We start from the raw sequence: 19267 nt of genomic DNA, 5'->3' as shown, positions 1-19267 counted from the left end.
TTATTTTGAATAAAAATGCCTCCCAGTTAAAGTCGAGAGGCGAACTTAAATGTTTTCACAACGGAATAATCCTTATTGTGAATTGCTTTTAGAATTGTATTCAAATATACATAAAGATTTTAAATGTGTATTACGGATTTCCATAAAGAAAGCAGTTTGTTTTTTAATAAGTTTATGGATAATAATAAATACATAGTATTATGAAGCGTCAGGATTTTTTAAAACTTATTGGTACTGGGGGAGGTACATTGCTTTTTGGTGGCATGGCACATCCACAAATGCAACTAATATATACACCCAAGAAAATTAAAGTTTATGACAATTATGTAAAAGGCACGCAATTTTACCGAAGGGATTTTATGAAATTGGCTGTCAGTATGGATACCCCAGTTCATTTAAAAAGAGATTTAGAAAACCCGTATGATCAATTTGCTATAAAAGTTATGTGCCACGACAAACAAATAGGATATGTCGCAGCTTTTGAAAATATTGTTATGGCAAATCTTTTAGACCAAGGTGTAGTACTCACAGCCAGTATAAGCGAAATTGTAAAAACGAATAAACCACATAATAAGCACAGCTATTTAATGGATGTAGTGGCTATACAGATTTTTGTAGAATTGATGGTGCCAGCATCCCATATACAGTTAGCGGAACTTACAAAAGACCGGGCAGCAAATGCCATGGATATATACAGGCAGGGAGCGCATGTTATAGAAGAAAAAATAACATTTAACAAAAAAAAATAAAACAGGAATAAATATGAAACGGATTTTAGGACTGGATTTGGGAACGAATTCTATTGGTTGGGCTTTGGTGGAAATAGACCATGAAAAAGGAATTGTAAATATCATTGGTTTGGGGTCGCGGATTCTACCTATGAACGGGGGTGAAAAGTCAAAGTTTGAAAACGGTGGAATTCTAGAAAGTGCAGCATCAAAAAAAACAACAGATAAAAGAAGTCGAAAAACCAAAGAAAAATATCTGCTCCGAAGAGATAGACTTCATACTCTTCTTCATTTACTAAAGGCATTACCTGAGCATTATGCAGTAAATATTGATTTTCAGAAAAATGGAAAACGATCAGGCAAAATCAAGTTAAATGAAGAACCAAAGATTGCATACTACAAAGACATAAATGGCGATTTTCAGTTTTATTTCATGGATTCTTATTTAAAAATGGAAGATGAATTTAGGGAAAATCATCCAGATATGCCTAAGTTCAATAAAAAAGGAAAAGAATATAGGCTTCCTTATGATTGGACACTTTATTATTTAAGAAATAGAGCTTTAAGTAATAAAATTGGTATAGAAGAATTGGCATGGGTGCTTTTAAGTTATAACCAAAAAAGAGGTTATCAAAAAGTTAGAGGTCTAAATGATGAGGGAAATGATTCTGATTTAGAAGTGCTGGCCAAAACTGTGGTGTCTGTACAAAAAGTTGATGATGAAAAATATAAAATTGAATTACAAAACAGTTTAACAAAAGAAATAGACTACACCTATTATGAAGAATCAACGAAACAATTGACTTTTTTAGGAGAAGTGAAGATGTTGGAAAAACATCTCGAAAAAAACGAATACATTATTAAGGACATACTAAATCTAAAAATTGATAAGGTAGAATTTGTTGAAAAACTTAAAGGCGGTAAAAACAAATACCAAATTAAATATGAAAATGGGTGGCTACAAGATAAGTCAAGTAAATTTAAGCCTAAATGGGAAGGACAGAGTAAAGAAATTATTACCCAAGTAACTTATAATGTTAATGGAAAAGAAATAAAAACAAATAGTAATACAAGTAAGCGTTCTATAAATGTTCCAACAGAGGACGACTGGAATTTGCAAAAACTCAAGACAGACAGCAAAATCAACACTTATATAGCTAAGAATAAAAATTCTGGGGTTTCCTCCTATATATACTCGGAGTTGCTTAAAAGCCCCAAAATAAAACTAAAAGGTGATGGTGGATTAATTACTGTAATTGATAGGGAATTATATAGAAAAGAAATTAGTAAGATAATACAAACTCAAAAACAATTCTATCCAGATCTATTAGATAATGAAGAAACATTTAAAAAAGCTGTTAATCTTCTTTATCCCAGAAATGAATCTCATAAGAGGAACCTAGAAAAACTTGATATCAAGCATCTAATTACTGATGATATTTTATTATATCAAAGAGATTTAAAATCAAAAAAATCTGAAATCTCAAACTGCAAGTATGAATGGAGAAGGGAAATTGAATTTTTTAATAAAATAACCAATCGATTAGAAAAAAGAAAAGAATATTTAAAGGTAATACATAAAGCTAACCCGTATTACCAAGAGTTTAGAATATGGGATTTAATAAAACGTATTAAAGTTTATAAAATTAATGATAGGAATGAGAATGGAGAAGTGGTTAGAAATGTTGATGTTACCAACAAGGTTATTTCAAAAAAAGACAATTTATTTGATTTCTTGAATGATAGAGCTTCAATTAATGAATACCAACTGCTCAATTACTTAAAGTTGGAAGAAAAAGAATATAAATGGAACCTTACTCAAAGGGACGAAGCAAATGAGCTAAAGGCTAATAAAACAGACGAAAAACCCTGTAACGAAACACGATCAAGGTTTTTAAAACGTATCAAAAAGACAAAAGGGTTAGACGCTTTTTCGTTTTTAGATTTTGATACTGAAATGAAGATTTGGCATTTCATTTATTCGGTAAATAAACAAGAAGAATTTCAAAAGGGGTTGTCCACACTATTCAATAAGATAGGGGAAGAAAAGGAATTAGAAAAAAAAATAATTCTTGAGTTGATAAAAAATTTTGAATCTATCACGAGTTTTAAAAATGACTATGCCCGTTATTCAGAAAAAGCCATAAAAAAACTACTTCCCTTTATGCGCATTGGTAAATATTGGGACAAAGAAGAAGTAGAAAGAGGTCTTAAAGATTCTGAAAAAAAATTAAAAAATGCTGAAAGCAAGCTTATTTTAAATAGAAATGAACGTATTGATAAGGTTATAGAAACTGAAAGTATTAACGGGGAAATTACAGATTTTAAAGGTCTTCATGTTTCTAGTGCTTGTTATTTGGTTTATGGTTTCTTTTCGGAAGCTGGGAATGTTCAATATTGGAATAGCCCCATTGATATTGTAAGCTTTTTACAAAATGATTTTAAACAACATTCGCTAAACAACCCAATCGTTGAAAAGATCATTGCTGAAACGTTGCAATTAATTAAAACGATTTGGGAACACAAAGAATTTGGAAACAACGAAAAGGAGTATTTTGATGAAATTCATTTAGAACTTGCTAGAGAATTAAAAAAGAATGCTTCTCAAAAGAAAGCAGATTCAAAAAGAAACTTAGACAACAGAAAAAGCAATGAACGTATTAAAAAATTGCTGAAGGAGTTAAAAAATGAAAATAGCAATATTAACCCACACTCACCGACACAACAAGAAAGGTTGAAAATATTAGAAGACGGGGTATTGTCCGAAATTAAGTTTCACAAAGATGAAACGAAATATAAGATTAAGGAATCAGGAAAATCTATTTCCAAAAAAGAAATAACCAAGATACAAAAGGATTTTTCAGAAAATAAAATAACGAATGCAGATTTAGTAAGGTACAAATTATGGCTAGACCAACGTTACCAATCTCCATATACTGGAAAGATTATAAAGCTAAGTGATTTATTTAATAGGGAAAAATATGAAATAGAACATATTTTCCCAAAAGAACGAATTAACCTAGATGCATTTTATAATAAAGTGTTATGTGAAACTGAAGTAAATAAAAGTAAGGGAGCTAAAACAGGTTATCAGTTTATTTTAGATGCTAATGAAAATGAAATATTTTGTACCGCACATCAATCCAAGGTCCCTGTTTTATCAGAACGAGCCTATATTGATAATGCTAAATCCATATACAATGGAACAAAAAAAGAAATTTTATTAAGCAAAGAGATACCTAAAAAGTTTACTAATGCCCAATTGAATAACACCAGATACATTTCTAAAGCAATAATGGGAATTTTATCGAATATAGTTAGAAAGGACGATACTGAAAAGAGAATAATAGACAATGGGTTTAAATCAAGAAACTTAATAAACGTTAATGGAAGAATAACATCTATTTTAAAACACGATTGGAAACTTTTCGACACATGGAACACATTAATTGAACCAAGGTTTAAAAGATTGAACGATTTAACAAATACTAATGAATTTGGTTTTATTGATAAAGATAATGGTCATAATTTTTTTAGAAATACAGTACCAAAAGAATTTGAAGATGATTTTGATAAAAAAAGAATTGACCATAGGCATCATGCTTTAGATGCTCTGGTAGTTGCTTTAACAACGAATAGCCACACTAGTTATTTGAACAACCAATTTGGGGAAAGTAAAGAGATTCGATATGATTTGCGCTCAAAACTTACTTTTAAGAAAAAAAATCATGAAGGTAATTCCCAGAGAATATTCTATCAGCCATTGCAATCATCAACAAACTCAAACGAAGTAACCTACTGTTTTGATGAATGCAAAAGTAAAAGAATAGAAGATGTAGTCTTAGAAGCATTGCAGAATACTATTGTTAGTTACAAAAAGAATAATAGGATTATTAACAAATCTTCTAATAAAACCTGGCAATGGGTGAAAAATGGAAGTGGATGGGATAAACAACTTGTTCCACAGCAAGAAGGAAAAAGAAAAAATATAAATAAAAAATATAACTGGGACATAAGAAGAAGATTAAATGAGGATACCTTTAGTGGTAGCGTTAAATTGCATCAGGAAACAGAACTGGTTTCAGTAGTTCAAGCACTTGATAATATAGAAAATGTGGTTAATCAACAACAAATGCATTACTTAAAAAACGCAAAATTGAATAGTGTTTCTAGCAAATTAATTGAAAAAAAACTTAATGTTTCTAAAATTGAAATTTATAAACCTTATGTAGCAGTTCGTCCGAAAGAAAAAATTTCTCCATCAATTAAAATTGAAGATATAACTGATATTTCGATCCAAAAAATTTTAAAAAATCACTTAAAGCAAGAAAAATTTCAAAACCAAAAAGATTCAGATGGAAAAAAAATCCCACCAGAAGACTTAGCCTTTTCTCCTGAAGGATTGCTGGACATGAATAACAATATAAAAATGTTAAATGGAGACAAAGACCACAAACCTATTTACAAAGCAAGACTAAAAAAAGCTAAAGGAAAGATGTTTCCTCAAGGCAAAACGGGGAATAAAAAAACTAAGTTTGTTGTAACAGCAGGAGGCTCAAATAATTATTTAGGAGTTTATCAGAATAATGAAACAAAAGAAAGATTGTTTGAAGTTCCTGCCTTAGAAGAAACTATTGAAAAATTAAAACAAAAGGACAATTACAATTCATCAATTTTTAATCAAAAAAAATGGGATAAAAAAGGTAACGAGTACGAGCTGTTATTTGAATTATCTCCAAATGACTTGGTTTATGTGCCCACCGAAGAAGAAGCAAAAGATTATAATTTGGTAAACTTGCCTTTAAATAAAGAGCAGAAAGTTAGAATATATTGTGTTAATGACTTTAATGAAAAAGTCGTCAATTTTGTTCAACATCATATTGCACAACCAATTTATGCAATTAAAAAAGCAGATTTTGAAAAAGATAAAATTGAAAAAAAATTATTTCACAATGGTAAAAATTTTTTAAATGAAATAGCTGTAACAAATCAAAATAATAAAAAACAAACAACATTAGAAATAGAAGAGAATTTCCTGATCAAAGAAAGATGCTGGAAACTTAAAGTTGATAAATTGGGTAAAATTATAAGCATAATAAAATGATAAAACGCACCCTATTCTTCGGAAATCCAGCCTATTTAAGCACCAAGAATCAACAACTGGTGGTAACCTTTCCAGAAGCTGATAAAAAAGAAGCTAAAATACCTATTGAGGATTTAGGGTATATCGTATTAGAGGATCCACAAATTACTATAACCAATGGTTTGCTTATGAAATTGGTGGAGAACAAAACAGCCGTAATTACCTGTAACAAACAGCATTTACCCTGTTCTTTTTTACAGCCCTTAATAGGGCATAGTGAACAAACAGAGCGTATTCGCCACCAACTCAACGCCAGTACACCGCTTAAAAAAAATATTTGGCAACAAACCATAAGTGTCAAAATATACAATCAGGCGAGATTTATGGACAAACGTGATATTCCAACACGGAAAATGTACAAATGGGTCAATGAGGTTAAAAGTGGCGACGTTGAGAACCATGAAAGTAGGTCAGCAGTATATTATTGGCAGCATATTTTTGGTATTGAGGGTTTTACTCGTGGACAACATGGCGACCCTCCAAATAATTTATTGAATTATGGCTATGCTATTTTACGTGCCGTAACTGCTAGAGCATTAATTGGTAGTGGGTTATTGCCATCCATAGGCGTATTTCATCGCAATAAATACAATGCGTTTTGTTTGGCAGATGATATTATGGAACCTTATAGACCTTATGTGGATGCCTTAGTTTTTGACATTATGGAAACTAATTTTGAAATAGATGAGCTCACAACAGCAATTAAGACAGAATTGTTAATGATTCCTGCTATAGATGTGGTGATAGATGGAAAACAAAGTCCTTTGATGGTAGCTATGAGCAGAACCAGTAATAGTTTATACGAATGCTTTGCGGGTACAAGTAGAAAGGTTTTGTATCCTGTGTTTATTTAAAAAAGACCTCTTGACTAAGCTCTATTTGACACAATGGAAAATAATAGATTTTCACGATTAAACCAATATAGGAGTATGTGGGTATTAGTGTTTTTTGATTTGCCAACTGAAACTAAAACGGATCGCAGACGTGCCACCAAGTTTAGAAAAAACTTATTGGATGATGGCTTTAGTATGTTTCAGTTCAGTATTTATATGCGATTTTGCGCCAGTAGAGAAAATGCAGAAGTACATACCAAACGTGTTAAAAGAGGTTTGCCCGAATATGGTAAAGTAGGAGTGATGCAAATAACCGATAAGCAATTTGGGATGATGCAATTGTTTCACGGACAAAAACCTGCGGCATTGGAAGCACCTTCACAACAACTCGAATTATTTTAGAAATTAAAATGTCAGGTTGAGCGCAGTCGAAACCCATTAAGTAGCCATAAAAACAACATCCTAACCAATTACTTAACAAGCAGTATATCAATTTTTTAAGCCTTGATATACTGCGAATGCTAAGTAAAAATACAATTCTGAAAGCAATTCACAACAAGCGGAAAAGGCGGGAATAATGCCATTAACTGCGAATGCTAAGTAAAAATACAATTCTGAAAGCAATTCACAACTAAACAATGTTTTAGTAAAAATAAGTAAAGACTGCGAATGCTAAGTAAAAATACAATTCTGAAAGCAATTCACAACGTTTAACTAATTATACTATACATGGAGCTGACTGCGAATGCTAAGTAAAAATACAATTCTGAAAGCAATTCACAACCTTGCTGCATTATTATAAACTCGAACGTCCACTGCGAATGCTAAGTAAAAATACAATTCTGAAAGCAATTCACAACTTGTCTTTAGCAGCTTTCCAAGTTTTAGAAGACTGCGAATGCTAAGTAAAAATACAATTCTGAAAGCAATTCACAACTAGATACTTTAGAAGCTATAGAAGAAAAGAACTGCGAATGCTAAGTAAAAATACAATTCTGAAAGCAATTCACAACTACTGTAAACTGGTCCAGAAGAATGTTCTTACTGCGAATGCTAAGTAAAAATACAATTCTGAAAGCAATTCACAACACGACCGTCGACGACGAGCGCACCCCATAAACTGCGAATGCTAAGTAAAAATACAATTCTGAAAGCAATTCACAACTGATGTCTGAACTATTGGTTATAGCATTTTACTGCGAATGCTAAGTAAAAATACAATTCTGAAAGCAATTCACAACGTTTTCGTGTTTTAAAGTGTCGTAAAACCCACTGCGAATGCTAAGTAAAAATACAATTCTGAAAGCAATTCACAACGTAATAATTTCATTGATCCTTTGGTAAAATACTGCGAATGCTAAGTAAAAATACAATTCTGAAAGCAATTCACAACTAATCTTTCCTGTTCTTCTGGTATTGCAATACTGCGAATGCTAAGTAAAAATACAATTCTGAAAGCAATTCACAACTGATACGAAAAGCCGAAAAAAACAAGATTAACTGCGAATGCTAAGTAAAAATACAATTCTGAAAGCAATTCACAACAAAAGAATGTTAAACGACCCTGAGTTTAAACTGCGAATGCTAAGTAAAAATACAATTCTGAAAGCAATTCACAACTACCTCTAGGGAATTTAGAGACTAAGGCTCACTGCGAATGCTAAGTAAAAATACAATTCTGAAAGCAATTCACAACAGGTGCTTTATTTCTTTGCTTTATTTCTGACTGCGAATGCTAAGTAAAAATACAATTCTGAAAGCAATTCACAACCGTAAAATCTGATGCTATAGAACCTACAAAACTGCGAATGCTAAGTAAAAATACAATTCTGAAAGCAATTCACAACAACTTTATTAATTAAGCTTTCTGCTTTATTACTGCGAATGCTAAGTAAAAATACAATTCTGAAAGCAATTCACAACCGGCGGTATCAGCTAATTGACGTAAGGCTTACTGCGAATGCTAAGTAAAAATACAATTCTGAAAGCAATTCACAACAGTAGTGAACAAATGATGTTGCACTACATTACTGCGAATGCTAAGTAAAAATACAATTCTGAAAGCAATTCACAACAGTAGTGAACAAATGATGTTGCACTACATTACTGCGAATGCTAAGTAAAAATACAATTCTGAAAGCAATTCACAACGTTTAATACGTTCGGCGAAATACACTTGCCACTGCGAATGCTAAGTAAAAATACAATTCTGAAAGCAATTCACAACAGACATCAATACTGTAAAAACTTTAGATGTACTGCGAATGCTAAGTAAAAATACAATTCTGAAAGCAATTCACAACTTAATTTGGTATCTTTTGTAATTGGTGTTTACTGCGAATGCTAAGTAAAAATACAATTCTGAAAGCAATTCACAACTACAACTTGTTAGCCATCTGGCACGGGTTGACTGCGAATGCTAAGTAAAAATACAATTCTGAAAGCAATTCACAACTAATAATCTGATAGCATACTCCACAATTATACTGCGAATGCTAAGTAAAAATACAATTCTGAAAGCAATTCACAACCAGTAAAACCGCCTTTACTATTGCTGCGTAACTGCGAATGCTAAGTAAAAATACAATTCTGAAAGCAATTCACAACTTCTATCTGGTCGGGGTCTACCACATAACCACTGCGAATGCTAAGTAAAAATACAATTCTGAAAGCAATTCACAACTAATTCTGCCTTTACTGTAATATTGTAATAACTGCGAATGCTAAGTAAAAATACAATTCTGAAAGCAATTCACAACAAGCTCTTGTAGCACATACATTATTTCTTGACTGCGAATGCTAAGTAAAAATACAATTCTGAAAGCAATTCACAACTTATGGTCCTTATAGCTTTATCATACTTTTACTGCGAATGCTAAGTAAAAATACAATTCTGAAAGCAATTCACAACATCACGTCTAGCGTATGAAAAGTATCGCCAACTGCGAATGCTAAGTAAAAATACAATTCTGAAAGCAATTCACAACAACCAAAAGAACGCCAAGTATATCGGTTACACTGCGAATGCCAAGTAAAAATACATTCTGAAAGCAATTCACAACTAGCTTGCTCCACCCAAATTGAATGCATAGCCTGTGAATTCTCCATAAATTTAAAGAACTGAAAGCAATTTCTAATCATATGGTTCTTTTTAATATTTTTACAATTGTCGAAAACGATCTGAGCCTTCATTGCCTGAAAAGGTAAGCGGATTTGTTCTCCTTACCTTATTTATTTTAAGAAGTTCTTTAGAAATTTATGTACTGTTTCTTAGCTTCAATTTAAACCCTAAACTAAGCAACCACACGCGCTAAGGATTCAACGGCATGTTTGAGCTCCCGACGGAGGAGGAGAGAGTAGTGAAATATTTATATTCATGAGTTCTTTAATTTAAAATAGAAATCAACGAATAAAGTCTGCCCCCTTTTGGGGTAACGCCCAAATTCTTAAAAAAGAAAAAGCCCAACTTTAAAAAGTCGGGCTTCCTTTAAAATTTTATAATTTAATTTCTTAGTTACTAGCAGCTTCTAAGTTTTTCATTTCCTTTTCAACCAAATCATAGAATTGGTCTAATTTTGGAAGTACTACGATACGCGTACGTCTGTTTGTTGCTCTATTTTCAGCAGTATCATTATCTACGAGTGGTACATAATGGCTACGACCAGCAGCAATCAATCTACCTGGATTAACATCTAAATCTTCTAAAACTCTAACTACTGATGTAGCACGTTTTACACTTAAATCCCAGTTGTCTTCTAACACACCGCTAGAGTATGATCTGCTATCAGTATGTCCTTCAACCATACACTCAAAATCTGGTTTCGCATTTACAACCTTAGCTACTTTGGCCAATACTTCTTTTGCTCTTGTTGTCACGTTGTAACTTCCGCTTTTAAATAGCAACTTGTCTGATATAGAGATAAATACAACACCTTTCTCAACATTTACTTCAATGTCTGGATCGTTGATGCCAACTTCACGTTTAAAGCTAGTTACCAATGCTAATGTGACACTATCCTTCTTAGTTAAGGCATCTTGTAAACGCGTGATTTTTAAATCTTTTTCTTTTATACTTTCTAATGTTTTCTCTACATTACTAGCGCCTTTAGCTGAAAGAATTTGTAAATTGTCATTATACTTTCTTAAATCTGCCACTTGCTCTTCCAAGGCTTTAGATCTTGCTGTTACAGAAGCTCTGTCTTCTAAACAAGAGTTTAGCTTAACGGTTGCAGAATTTAATAAATCTTGTGTTTCTTTTTGTTTTTCTTCAAGTGCTAAAAATTCTTTTTTAGAAACACATGAACTTAACAGTAGTAATGTGGAAAAACTAAGTAATAAAATTTTTTTCATAATAATAAATGGTTGTTTTCAGATTAAATATTTGCAAATTATTTCGGCAAAAGTATATAAAAATCGGTTGAATATGGAACTGTTAACAAAACTTTTACTAACCGAGTTATAAACTTTTATAATTCTTCTTCCTATTTACGAAATAATCCCAGACTATGGATGTTCTGTTGTAGTATTTTGTTTTGTTTTTAGCTTGCTTTCGTTTTTGAAGTAAACCGGGAAGATGCGCGTAAAAACTAAAATGCGATTTGAGTATGGCTATAAAGTGCTTGAATTTAAATTCAAATAAAAATTTAATTCCTGCTATACCATCTAAAAAGAGCCTTGTGAGCACTAAGAAAAATAAATTTCCATTTGCATTTTTAACCAAGGCAAAAAGACTGTTCCTAAAGTTTAAAAATGTTTTTTTGGGGTTGGTGTTGCTTAATGTTGCGCCACCTACATGATAAACTTCCGAAGCACCAACATAAACAACTTTGTATCCTTTATTGTTTACACGCCAGCATAAATCTATTTCTTCCATATGGGCAAAAAAAGAGGCATCAAAACCATCTAGCTCATTATAAATTGCACTTTTAATAAATAGACACGCACCAGAGGCCCAAAAAATGGTTTTAGTATCATTGTATTGCCCAGTATCTTTTTCAATAGTTTGAAAAACGCGTCCTCTACAATAAGGATACCCAAACCTGTCTATAAATCCACCAGCGGCTCCCGCATATTCAAAATAGTTTCGATTTTTAAAATCCAATAATTTAGGCTGGATGATGGCAATATTAGAGTCGCTCTCGAAAGCTTTTATAACAGGGGCGAGCCAGTTTTTTGTGACTTCAACATCACTATTCAATAAACAGAATACATCTGCGCTTACATGCTTTAAGGCATCATTATAACCCTTTGCAAATCCACCATTTATTTCGTTTTGAATGATTTTTACTGTTGGGAAATCAGTTTTAACAAAAACAATTGAATCGTCCGTTGATGCATTATCAGCCACATAAATATCAGCTCCTTCAGAATATTTTATAACCGATGGCAAAAACTGTTCTAAAAGCTTTTTACCATTCCAATTTAATATGACGACCGCTATTTTCATCTGTTCATTTCTATTTTTTTAGTGGTCAGATATAACCAATCTGATAAAAAAATCATTTTCGTGGATTTTATGATTATTTTAATCATCTTGGTTTCATTTAACGTAATCTGGAATATCTTCTAAAAAAACATATTGTTCTCTTTCAAAATCCATCCGACAATAATAATGATTTAATCCGTTGGTAACCATTAAATAATCTGCTTTCAACGCCAAATTATAGCGTGCAATTTGATCAAAAGTACCTTGCTTGATATCTATTTTGGGTGCTTTACATTCTACTATTAATTGAATATCTCCATTGGGTTTGAAAACAACAATGTCATAGCGTTTTTTTAAATCGTTGACTTTGAGTTCTTTTTCAACATTAATTAAAGATTTGGGATATTTTTTATGTTCAATTAAATAATGGACACAATGTTGGCGTACCCATTCTTCGGGTTGTAAAACCATAAATTTTTTGCGGATAATATCAAAAATAGAAACTTTATTTTCGCTATTTTTGAATCGAAACGCATATGTGGGGAAATTCAATTTTTGCACAGCACAAATTTATCATTCTAATAGCATTTTAGATGCTTTTTACAGAAAATTTTCTTGAGATTTGGACGAAGTCAAACAATTAGTAACAGATATAAAAAACCGGAATTTAAAACCCATCTATTTTTTAATGGGTGAGGAAGCTTATTATATAGATAAGGTTTCTGATTTTATTGAAGATACTGTTTTATCCGAAGAAGAAAGAGGTTTTAATCAAATGGTATTATACGGAAGGGATATTTCTGTTGATGATATTGTAAGTAATGCAAAGCGTTACCCGATGATGGCGGATTATCAGGTTGTGATTGTTAAAGAAGCTCAAGATTTATCGCGCTCTATTGAGAAATTGGCAGCATATGCCGAAAATCCGCAACCCTCCACCGTTTTGGTAATCAATTATAAGTACAAAAAAATAGATAAGCGAAAATCTTTATATAAAACGCTCAAAAAAACCGGGGTAGTTTATGAAAGTAAAAAATTGTATGAAAACCAGGTAGCAGATTGGATAAGACGTGTATTATCCCCAAAAGGCTATACAATTACGCCAAAGGCAGCGCAAATGCTAGTGGAGTTTTTAGGTACAGATTTGAGTAAAATAAACAATGAACTTGAAAAACTTCAAATTATATTGCCAAAGGACAGTCAAATCACACCTGAGGTCATTGAAGAAAATATAGGCATTAGTAAAGACTACAATAATTTTGAATTACGAAAAGCGGTAGGTGATAGAAATGCTTTAAAAGCACATCAAATAGTCAATTATTTTGCTGAGAATCCAAAGGACAACCCAATGGTTGTTACGGTGTCATTGCTTTTTAACTTCTTTTCTCAATTATTACACTTTCATGGTTTAAAAGATAAATCGCCAAGAAGTGTTGCTTCAGCCTTAAAAATCAATCCTTATTTTGTGAATGAATATGTTACTGCAGCAAGAAACTTCCCGATGCGCAAAGTAAGTGCAGTTGTATCTACCCTGCGGGATTTTGATGTTAAAAGCAAAGGAGTAGGGGCAAACTCGGTGCCGCAAGGCGATTTATTAAAAGAATTATTAGTTAGAATATTGAATTAATGGACGTAGATATTCATAAGAGTTGGAAACCATATTTAAAAAATGAATTTGATAACCCTTATTTTGAAGGTTTAGTTAGATTCGTAAAAGAAGAATATACCAAACATGAATGTTTTCCTCCAGGAGACGAAATTTTTAACGCCTTTAACCATTGTCATTTTGATGATGTGAAGGTGGTGATTATTGGTCAAGATCCGTATCATGGCCCTAACCAAGCTAATGGTTTATGTTTTTCTGTAAAAAACGCTGTGTCCCATCCGCCATCATTAATTAACATTTTTAAAGAAGTTGAAACGGACGTTGGAATTCCGTATCCTGAAAGTGGCGATTTATCGCGTTGGGCGAAACAAGGTGTATTGCTTTTAAATGCAACGCTTACTGTTAGAGCTCATCAAGCAGCAAGTCATCAAAAAAAAGGATGGGAAATTTTTACGGATGCTGTTATAAAAAGCATTAGTGATTCTAAAGAAAACATTGTGTTCTTATTATGGGGAGGTTTTGCAAAACAAAAAGCGAAACTTATAGACAGCTCCAAACATCACATTTTAACATCAGGACATCCATCACCATTAAGCGCAAATAGAGGGTACTGGTTTGGTAATGCCCATTTCAGCAAAACAAATGAATTGCTTACTTCAAACAGTAAAAGTACAATAAAATGGTAGTGAGATTAACTTCCTGTAGGTGCCAACTCTTGATTAGAGGTTTCATCCTCTAAATTAAGGTTCAATTTAATTGTTTCAACAGAACTAGATAATTCTTCTTTTAAAACTGGGGTCTTCTTAGGTATAAAACGTGCAATTGAAAAAATTACAACATTTATGACAATTAAAGCCAAAATTGATAGGGTAATGTTAAATAGCATAAACATAGGGGTTGATTATTCGATAAAAGTATGTTAAATTTCGATGAAATGCAACATTTTCAATTAAAATGTTAAATTTATCTCAAAGTTAATAAAAAATAAACAATACACAATGCGTAGAAGTACGTATATTTTCTTTCAAGGAATTCTTAATGTTTTTTCACCTTTAGAATACTAACCATTTAGATGTCAATCATTAAGATAATGATTACTGTATTCTTTAACCAAACACTTGAAGGCTTTAAAAATAAAATTTATTTTTGACTAAAATATCTCAACATGGAAAAACCAAAATGGGTAGTTGTTAAAGACTACGAAGACATTACCTATAAAAAATACAATGGTGTTGCCCGTATTGCATTTAATAGGCCTAACGTAAGAAATGCGTTCAGGCCAAAAACCACCAGCGAACTATATGATGCTTTTTATGATGCTAACGAAGATACCAGCATTGGTGTGGTGCTGCTGTCGGCAGAAGGCCCTTCAGCAAAGGACGGTGTGTATTCCTTTTGTAGCGGTGGCGATCAAAAAGCCAGAGGTAGCCAAGGTTATGTAGGTGAAGATGGGTACCATCGCTTAAACATTTTAGAAGTACAGCGTTTGATCCGTTTCATGCCAAAAGCTGTTATTGCTGTAGTTCCAGGTTGGGCAGTAGGCGGAGGACATAGTTTACATGTGGTTTGCGATTTAACTCTAGCGAGCAAAGAACACGCCATATTTAAACAAACGGATGCTGATGTTACTAGTTTTGATGGTGGCTACGGATCTGCATATCTTGCAAAAATGGTAGGTCAAAAAAGGGCTAGGGAGATATTTTTTCTTGGTAGAAATTATTCCGCGCAAGAAGCCTTTGATATGGGAATGGTAAATGCTGTAATTCCGCATAACGAATTAGAAATAACAGCCTATCAATGGGCGCAAGAAATATTGGCAAAATCTCCTACCTCTATTAAAATGCTTAAATTTGCAATGAACTTAACAGATGATGGTATGGTAGGGCAACAAGTGTTTGCTGGAGAAGCGACACGTTTGGCATATATGACAGATGAAGCCAAAGAAGGGCGCAACGCGTTTTTAGAAAAACGCAAGCCGAACTTCGTTAAAAAATGGATTCCTTAAATGAAGAATATTTCTATTTGGATTTCCGCAATGCGTTTAAGAACGTTACCGCTTTCGGTATCAGGGATAATTATTGCTTCTAGTTTTGCAGCTTATAATGGTTGTTTTGATTGGTCTATTTTTACGCTAGCAATTTTAACCACCGTAAGTTTACAAATACTTTCTAACCTGGCCAATGATTATGGTGATGGTGTTAGGGGTACAGATAATGACGAAAGGTTAGGACCAGAGCGTGCCATACAAAGTGGTGCTATTTCTCCTGAAATGATGTTCGATGCCATTAAATTAAACATTCTTATTTGTATTGCTTTTGCTTTTTTACTGATATTTACAGCATTTGGCTCGCAACATTTTTTACTCGCATTATTGTTTTTCGGGTTGGGAATTGCTTCCGTAATAGCGGCTTTGCGCTACACAATTGGAGGTGATGCGTATGGATATAGAGGGCTTGGAGATATATTTGTTTTTATATTTTTTGGATTAGTGAGTGTTATTGGCTGTTATATTCTCTATGCAAAAACTTTGGACCATGTTGTGTTTTTACCAGCAATAACTATAGGTTTATTGAGTGCCGCTGTTCTTAATCTTAACAACATGCGGGATATAGAGTCAGATAAAAATGCTGGTAAAATAACAATGGCTGTAAAATTAGGAGAAGAAAAATCAAAAAAATACCATTACTTTTTAATCATGTCAGCTATTATTGTGTCGGGGCTGTTTGGAATTCTTTATTATACCTCGGTATTCAACTTAATTTTTATACTGGCTTACATACCGCTATTTATTCATCTTAAAAAAGTAAAAGAAAATAAGGACCCTAAATCCTTAGATCCTGAATTAAAGAAAATAGCGTTGACGACCTTCTTTTTATCTGTTTTAATGGCTGTGGGACATTTATTCTAGATTAAAATGTGAATGTTTCATTAAGTTATTCTGCTAAAATCATTATTTTAGTGTCAAAGATTAAGCACATGAAAATCACATTTTACGGTCACGCCAGTTTGGGAATTACAATAGGGGATATTGATATTCTTGTAGATCCATTTATTTCAGCAAATCCTAATGCATCGAGTATTGATATCAATTCGCTCAAGGCAGATTATATTCTAGTGACCCATGCACATCAAGATCATATAATAGATGTTGAAGCCATTGCAAAACGCACAGGAGCGATAATTGTTTCTAACTATGAAATTGCGACACATTATGGTAATTTAGGATTTGACACCCACCCAATGAACCACGGCGGTAAGTGGGATTTTGAATTTGGAACGGTTAAATATGTAAACGCCATCCATACATCTTCATTTCCTGACGGAAGTTATGGTGGGCAACCGGGAGGTTTTGTAATTGAAGGCGAACATAAAAATATTTACATTGCCGGAGATACGGCATTAACTTTTGATATGAAGTTAATCCCACTTCAAACGAAGTTGGATTTAGCAATTTTACCTATCGGAGATAATTTTACAATGGGAATAGAAGATGCTATTTTAGCAAGTGATTTTATAGCATGTGACAAAATTTTAGGCTATCACTACGATACATTCGGGTATATAGAAATTGACCACGAAGCTGCAAAACGAAAATTCTTTGAGAAGGATAAAGACCTCATGTTACTTGAGATAGGTGCTTCCATAGAACTATAATTTTAAACATTTTTACATGCGAAAACTTTTTTTAGCACTCAGCTGCTGCTTTCTTTTCAATACACTACATGCGCAAGAATCATCTAAAACTGGTGCATGGTATATGTACTTTTTTAAACATCAATTTAAGAACAGTCAATTTGGAATTCAAGGTGATGTACAACACCGAAATTGGAATACCATTGGAGATTTAGAACAACTTTTAATTCGTTCTGGGATATCATTTAATCCAAAAAATGCGAATATTTTGTTCACTTTAGGGTATGGAAATATCACGACGGGGCAATTTGGAGATAGTAATGCCACAACTTCCGAAAGTAGAATATACCAAGAAGCACTTTTTCCACAAAAATTAGGCAATAGATTTTATTTAGCGCATCGTTTTAGATACGAACAGCGTTTTGTTGAAAATCAAGACTTCAGAACGCGTTATCGTTATAATGTGTTTTTGAATATTCCTTTGAATAAAAAAGAACTTACAGATGATGCGGTTTATATCGCATTGTACAATGAGTTATTCATAAACGGACAAACCGATATTGGCGATAACAGGATGGTAGAACTATTCGATAGGAATAGAACCTATTTAGGGTTTGGCTATGTTTTAAAACCAAGTATGAAATTTCAATTGGGTTGGATGAATCAAAAGACGGTTAATTTGGGGAAGGGTCAGTTACAGCTAAGTTTTCATCATAGTTTTTAATCAAAAAGTAATTCCTCAAAATGAATGTTGAGGTTTCATTTGAAATTGTCATTCCCACGAAAGTGGGAATCTTTTCAAAAAAATAAACAATTATCAATTATTAAAATAGAAATTGAGATTTTTATTCGTTAAACAAATTTATGACCGCAACTTTTCATAATTACATTCTAAACTTCAAAAACCCAAGCGGCACTTCAAGAGGTATTTTAAAAACAAAGGAAACATGGTTTCTCATTATAAATTCCGATGGTAAGGAGGGCATAGGGGAGTGCGGGATGTTTAGAGGACTTTCAATTGATGATAGACCAGATTTTGAAGCGAAGTTAAAATGGACATGCGAAAATATCAATAAAGGTTTAGGGTATTTATACACCGAATTAGTGGAATTCCCAAGCATTCAATTTGGATTGGAAATGGCCTTTAAATCTTTGGAAAGTGAAGATAAATTCGATTTATTTCCTTCGGAATTCACAAAAGGGAAAAATTCCATTCCAATAAACGGACTCATTTGGATGGGCAGTAAAGCCTTTATGAATCGGCAAATAAAAGAAAAGATTGATGCCGGTTTCAATTGTATTAAAATGAAAATTGGTGCTATTGATTTTCAAACTGAAGTGGAATTATTAAAATCCATAAGAAAAGAATTCTCTTCAAAAGATATAGAATTGCGAGTTGATGCTAATGGTGCTTTTAAACCAAATGAAGCTTTAGAAAAACTAAAAATAGTGTCAGAACTTGATTTACATTCCATAGAGCAGCCTATAAAACAGGGACAAATAGAAGACATGGCTCGTCTTTGCGAACTAACACCTTTACCAATTGCTTTAGATGAAGAATTAATTGGCGTGTTTTCCGTAACAAAAAAACAAGAATTGCTACAAACTATTCGTCCGCAATACATTATCTTGAAACCTACTTTAGTTGGTGGATTTCAAGGGAGTGACGATTGGGTTTCAATAGCAGAAAAAAACAAAATAGGGTGGTGGATTACAAGTGCTTTAGAAAGCAATATTGGTCTTAATGCTATTGCCCAATATACTTTTCAGAAGAACAATAAATTACCTCAGGGCTTAGGGACTGGCGGTTTATTTACGAATAATTTTGAATCGCCATTGTATGTAAATAAAGGCTGTTTGCATTATAACGACACTAAAAATTGGAAATTCAATTTATAA

At 32.7% G+C, this 19267-nt stretch carries 15 protein-coding genes and 1 CRISPR repeat array; of the genes, 11 read left to right on the top strand and 4 right to left on the bottom strand.

The genetic code is table 11. The features are described 5' to 3' along the window. The first annotated feature begins 200 nt into the window (after positions 1-200). From ABXQ82_RS13115 to cas2, 4 genes are read left to right on the top strand one after another with little or no spacing between them, the layout of a single operon-like run. On the top strand, positions 201-749 hold the full coding sequence (locus tag ABXQ82_RS13115) for an HIRAN domain-containing protein (RefSeq protein WP_367060370.1): 549 nt from the start codon (positions 201-203) through the stop codon (positions 747-749). Positions 750-762: 13 nt separating this feature from the next. Then, the gene (cas9, locus tag ABXQ82_RS13110; RefSeq protein ID WP_367060367.1) at positions 763-5832 is read left to right on the top strand and encodes a type II CRISPR RNA-guided endonuclease Cas9; all 5070 of its coding nucleotides are present in this window, start codon (positions 763-765) and stop codon (positions 5830-5832) included. Continuing rightward, positions 5829-6725, top strand: coding sequence for a type II CRISPR-associated endonuclease Cas1 (gene cas1 / locus ABXQ82_RS13105; protein ID WP_367060364.1), 897 nt, complete (start codon positions 5829-5831; stop codon positions 6723-6725). The genes cas9 and cas1 overlap by 4 nt, the downstream gene beginning before the upstream one ends. Before the next feature lie 33 nt (positions 6726-6758). Continuing rightward, a complete protein-coding gene (gene cas2, locus ABXQ82_RS13100) occupies positions 6759-7106 on the top strand; it encodes a CRISPR-associated endonuclease Cas2 (RefSeq protein ID WP_367060361.1) in 348 nt (115 codons plus the stop codon). A 109-nt stretch (positions 7107-7215) separates the two neighbouring features. Next, positions 7216-9766: direct repeats of the CRISPR family, unit length 46 nt; unit sequence ACTGCGAATGCTAAGTAAAAATACAATTCTGAAAGCAATTCACAAC. Positions 9767-10214: 448 nt separating this feature from the next. Here cas2 and ABXQ82_RS13095 read toward each other — a convergent pair. The 3 genes from ABXQ82_RS13095 to ABXQ82_RS13085 all read right to left on the bottom strand — a co-directional run bounded on the left by ABXQ82_RS13095 (position 10215) and on the right by ABXQ82_RS13085 (position 12690). After that, positions 10215-11054: an OmpA family protein gene (locus tag ABXQ82_RS13095; RefSeq protein WP_367060358.1), complete on the bottom strand. Its 840-nt coding sequence runs from the start codon at positions 11052-11054 to the stop codon at positions 10215-10217. 106 nt (positions 11055-11160) lie between these two features. Then, the gene (locus ABXQ82_RS13090) at positions 11161-12150 is read right to left on the bottom strand and encodes a glycosyltransferase family 2 protein (protein WP_367060355.1); all 990 of its coding nucleotides are present in this window, start codon (positions 12148-12150) and stop codon (positions 11161-11163) included. A 93-nt stretch (positions 12151-12243) separates the two neighbouring features. After that, the gene (locus tag ABXQ82_RS13085) at positions 12244-12690 is read right to left on the bottom strand and encodes a type I restriction enzyme HsdR N-terminal domain-containing protein (RefSeq protein ID WP_367060352.1); all 447 of its coding nucleotides are present in this window, start codon (positions 12688-12690) and stop codon (positions 12244-12246) included. A 61-nt stretch (positions 12691-12751) separates the two neighbouring features. On the opposite strand from ABXQ82_RS13085, the gene holA reads away from it, so the two are divergent. Together holA and ung are read left to right on the top strand one after the other, a co-directional pair. After that, a complete protein-coding gene (gene holA, locus ABXQ82_RS13080) occupies positions 12752-13756 on the top strand; it encodes a DNA polymerase III subunit delta (RefSeq protein WP_367060349.1) in 1005 nt (334 codons plus the stop codon). Next, positions 13756-14421 carry a uracil-DNA glycosylase gene (gene ung, locus ABXQ82_RS13075; RefSeq protein WP_367060346.1) on the top strand — a complete coding sequence of 222 codons (666 nt, stop codon included), beginning with the start codon at positions 13756-13758 and terminating at the stop codon, positions 14419-14421. The genes holA and ung overlap by 1 nt, the downstream gene beginning before the upstream one ends. A 5-nt stretch (positions 14422-14426) precedes the next feature. Here the strand turns inward: ung and ABXQ82_RS13070 are convergent, their stop codons facing one another. Next, on the bottom strand, positions 14427-14621 hold the full coding sequence (locus ABXQ82_RS13070; RefSeq protein ID WP_367060343.1) for a hypothetical protein: 195 nt from the start codon (positions 14619-14621) through the stop codon (positions 14427-14429). A 279-nt stretch (positions 14622-14900) separates the two neighbouring features. On the opposite strand from ABXQ82_RS13070, the gene ABXQ82_RS13065 reads away from it, so the two are divergent. The 5 genes from ABXQ82_RS13065 to ABXQ82_RS13045 all read left to right on the top strand — a co-directional run bounded on the left by ABXQ82_RS13065 (position 14901) and on the right by ABXQ82_RS13045 (position 19267). Further along, the gene (locus ABXQ82_RS13065) at positions 14901-15740 is read left to right on the top strand and encodes a 1,4-dihydroxy-2-naphthoyl-CoA synthase (RefSeq protein WP_367060340.1); all 840 of its coding nucleotides are present in this window, start codon (positions 14901-14903) and stop codon (positions 15738-15740) included. Next, positions 15741-16643 (top strand): 1,4-dihydroxy-2-naphthoate octaprenyltransferase, encoded by a 903-nt coding sequence (gene menA, locus ABXQ82_RS13060; RefSeq protein ID WP_367060337.1) that lies wholly within the window; start codon positions 15741-15743, stop codon positions 16641-16643. A gap of 68 nt (positions 16644-16711) precedes the next feature. Next, positions 16712-17389 (top strand): metal-dependent hydrolase, encoded by a 678-nt coding sequence (locus tag ABXQ82_RS13055; protein ID WP_367060334.1) that lies wholly within the window; start codon positions 16712-16714, stop codon positions 17387-17389. Positions 17390-17405: 16 nt separating this feature from the next. Continuing rightward, entirely contained in the window at positions 17406-18092 is a 687-nt protein-coding gene (locus ABXQ82_RS13050; protein WP_367060331.1) for a DUF2490 domain-containing protein, read from the top strand. Positions 18093-18232: 140 nt separating this feature from the next. Next, the gene (locus ABXQ82_RS13045) at positions 18233-19267 is read left to right on the top strand and encodes an o-succinylbenzoate synthase (RefSeq protein ID WP_367060328.1); all 1035 of its coding nucleotides are present in this window, start codon (positions 18233-18235) and stop codon (positions 19265-19267) included.

Source organism: Algibacter sp. 2305UL17-15 (genome assembly GCF_040720935.1).
Classification (GTDB): Bacteria; Bacteroidota; Bacteroidia; order Flavobacteriales; family Flavobacteriaceae; genus Jejuia.
The sequence above is the reverse complement of the archived record's forward strand: the minus strand, read 5'-3'. Positions and strand labels throughout refer to the sequence as shown.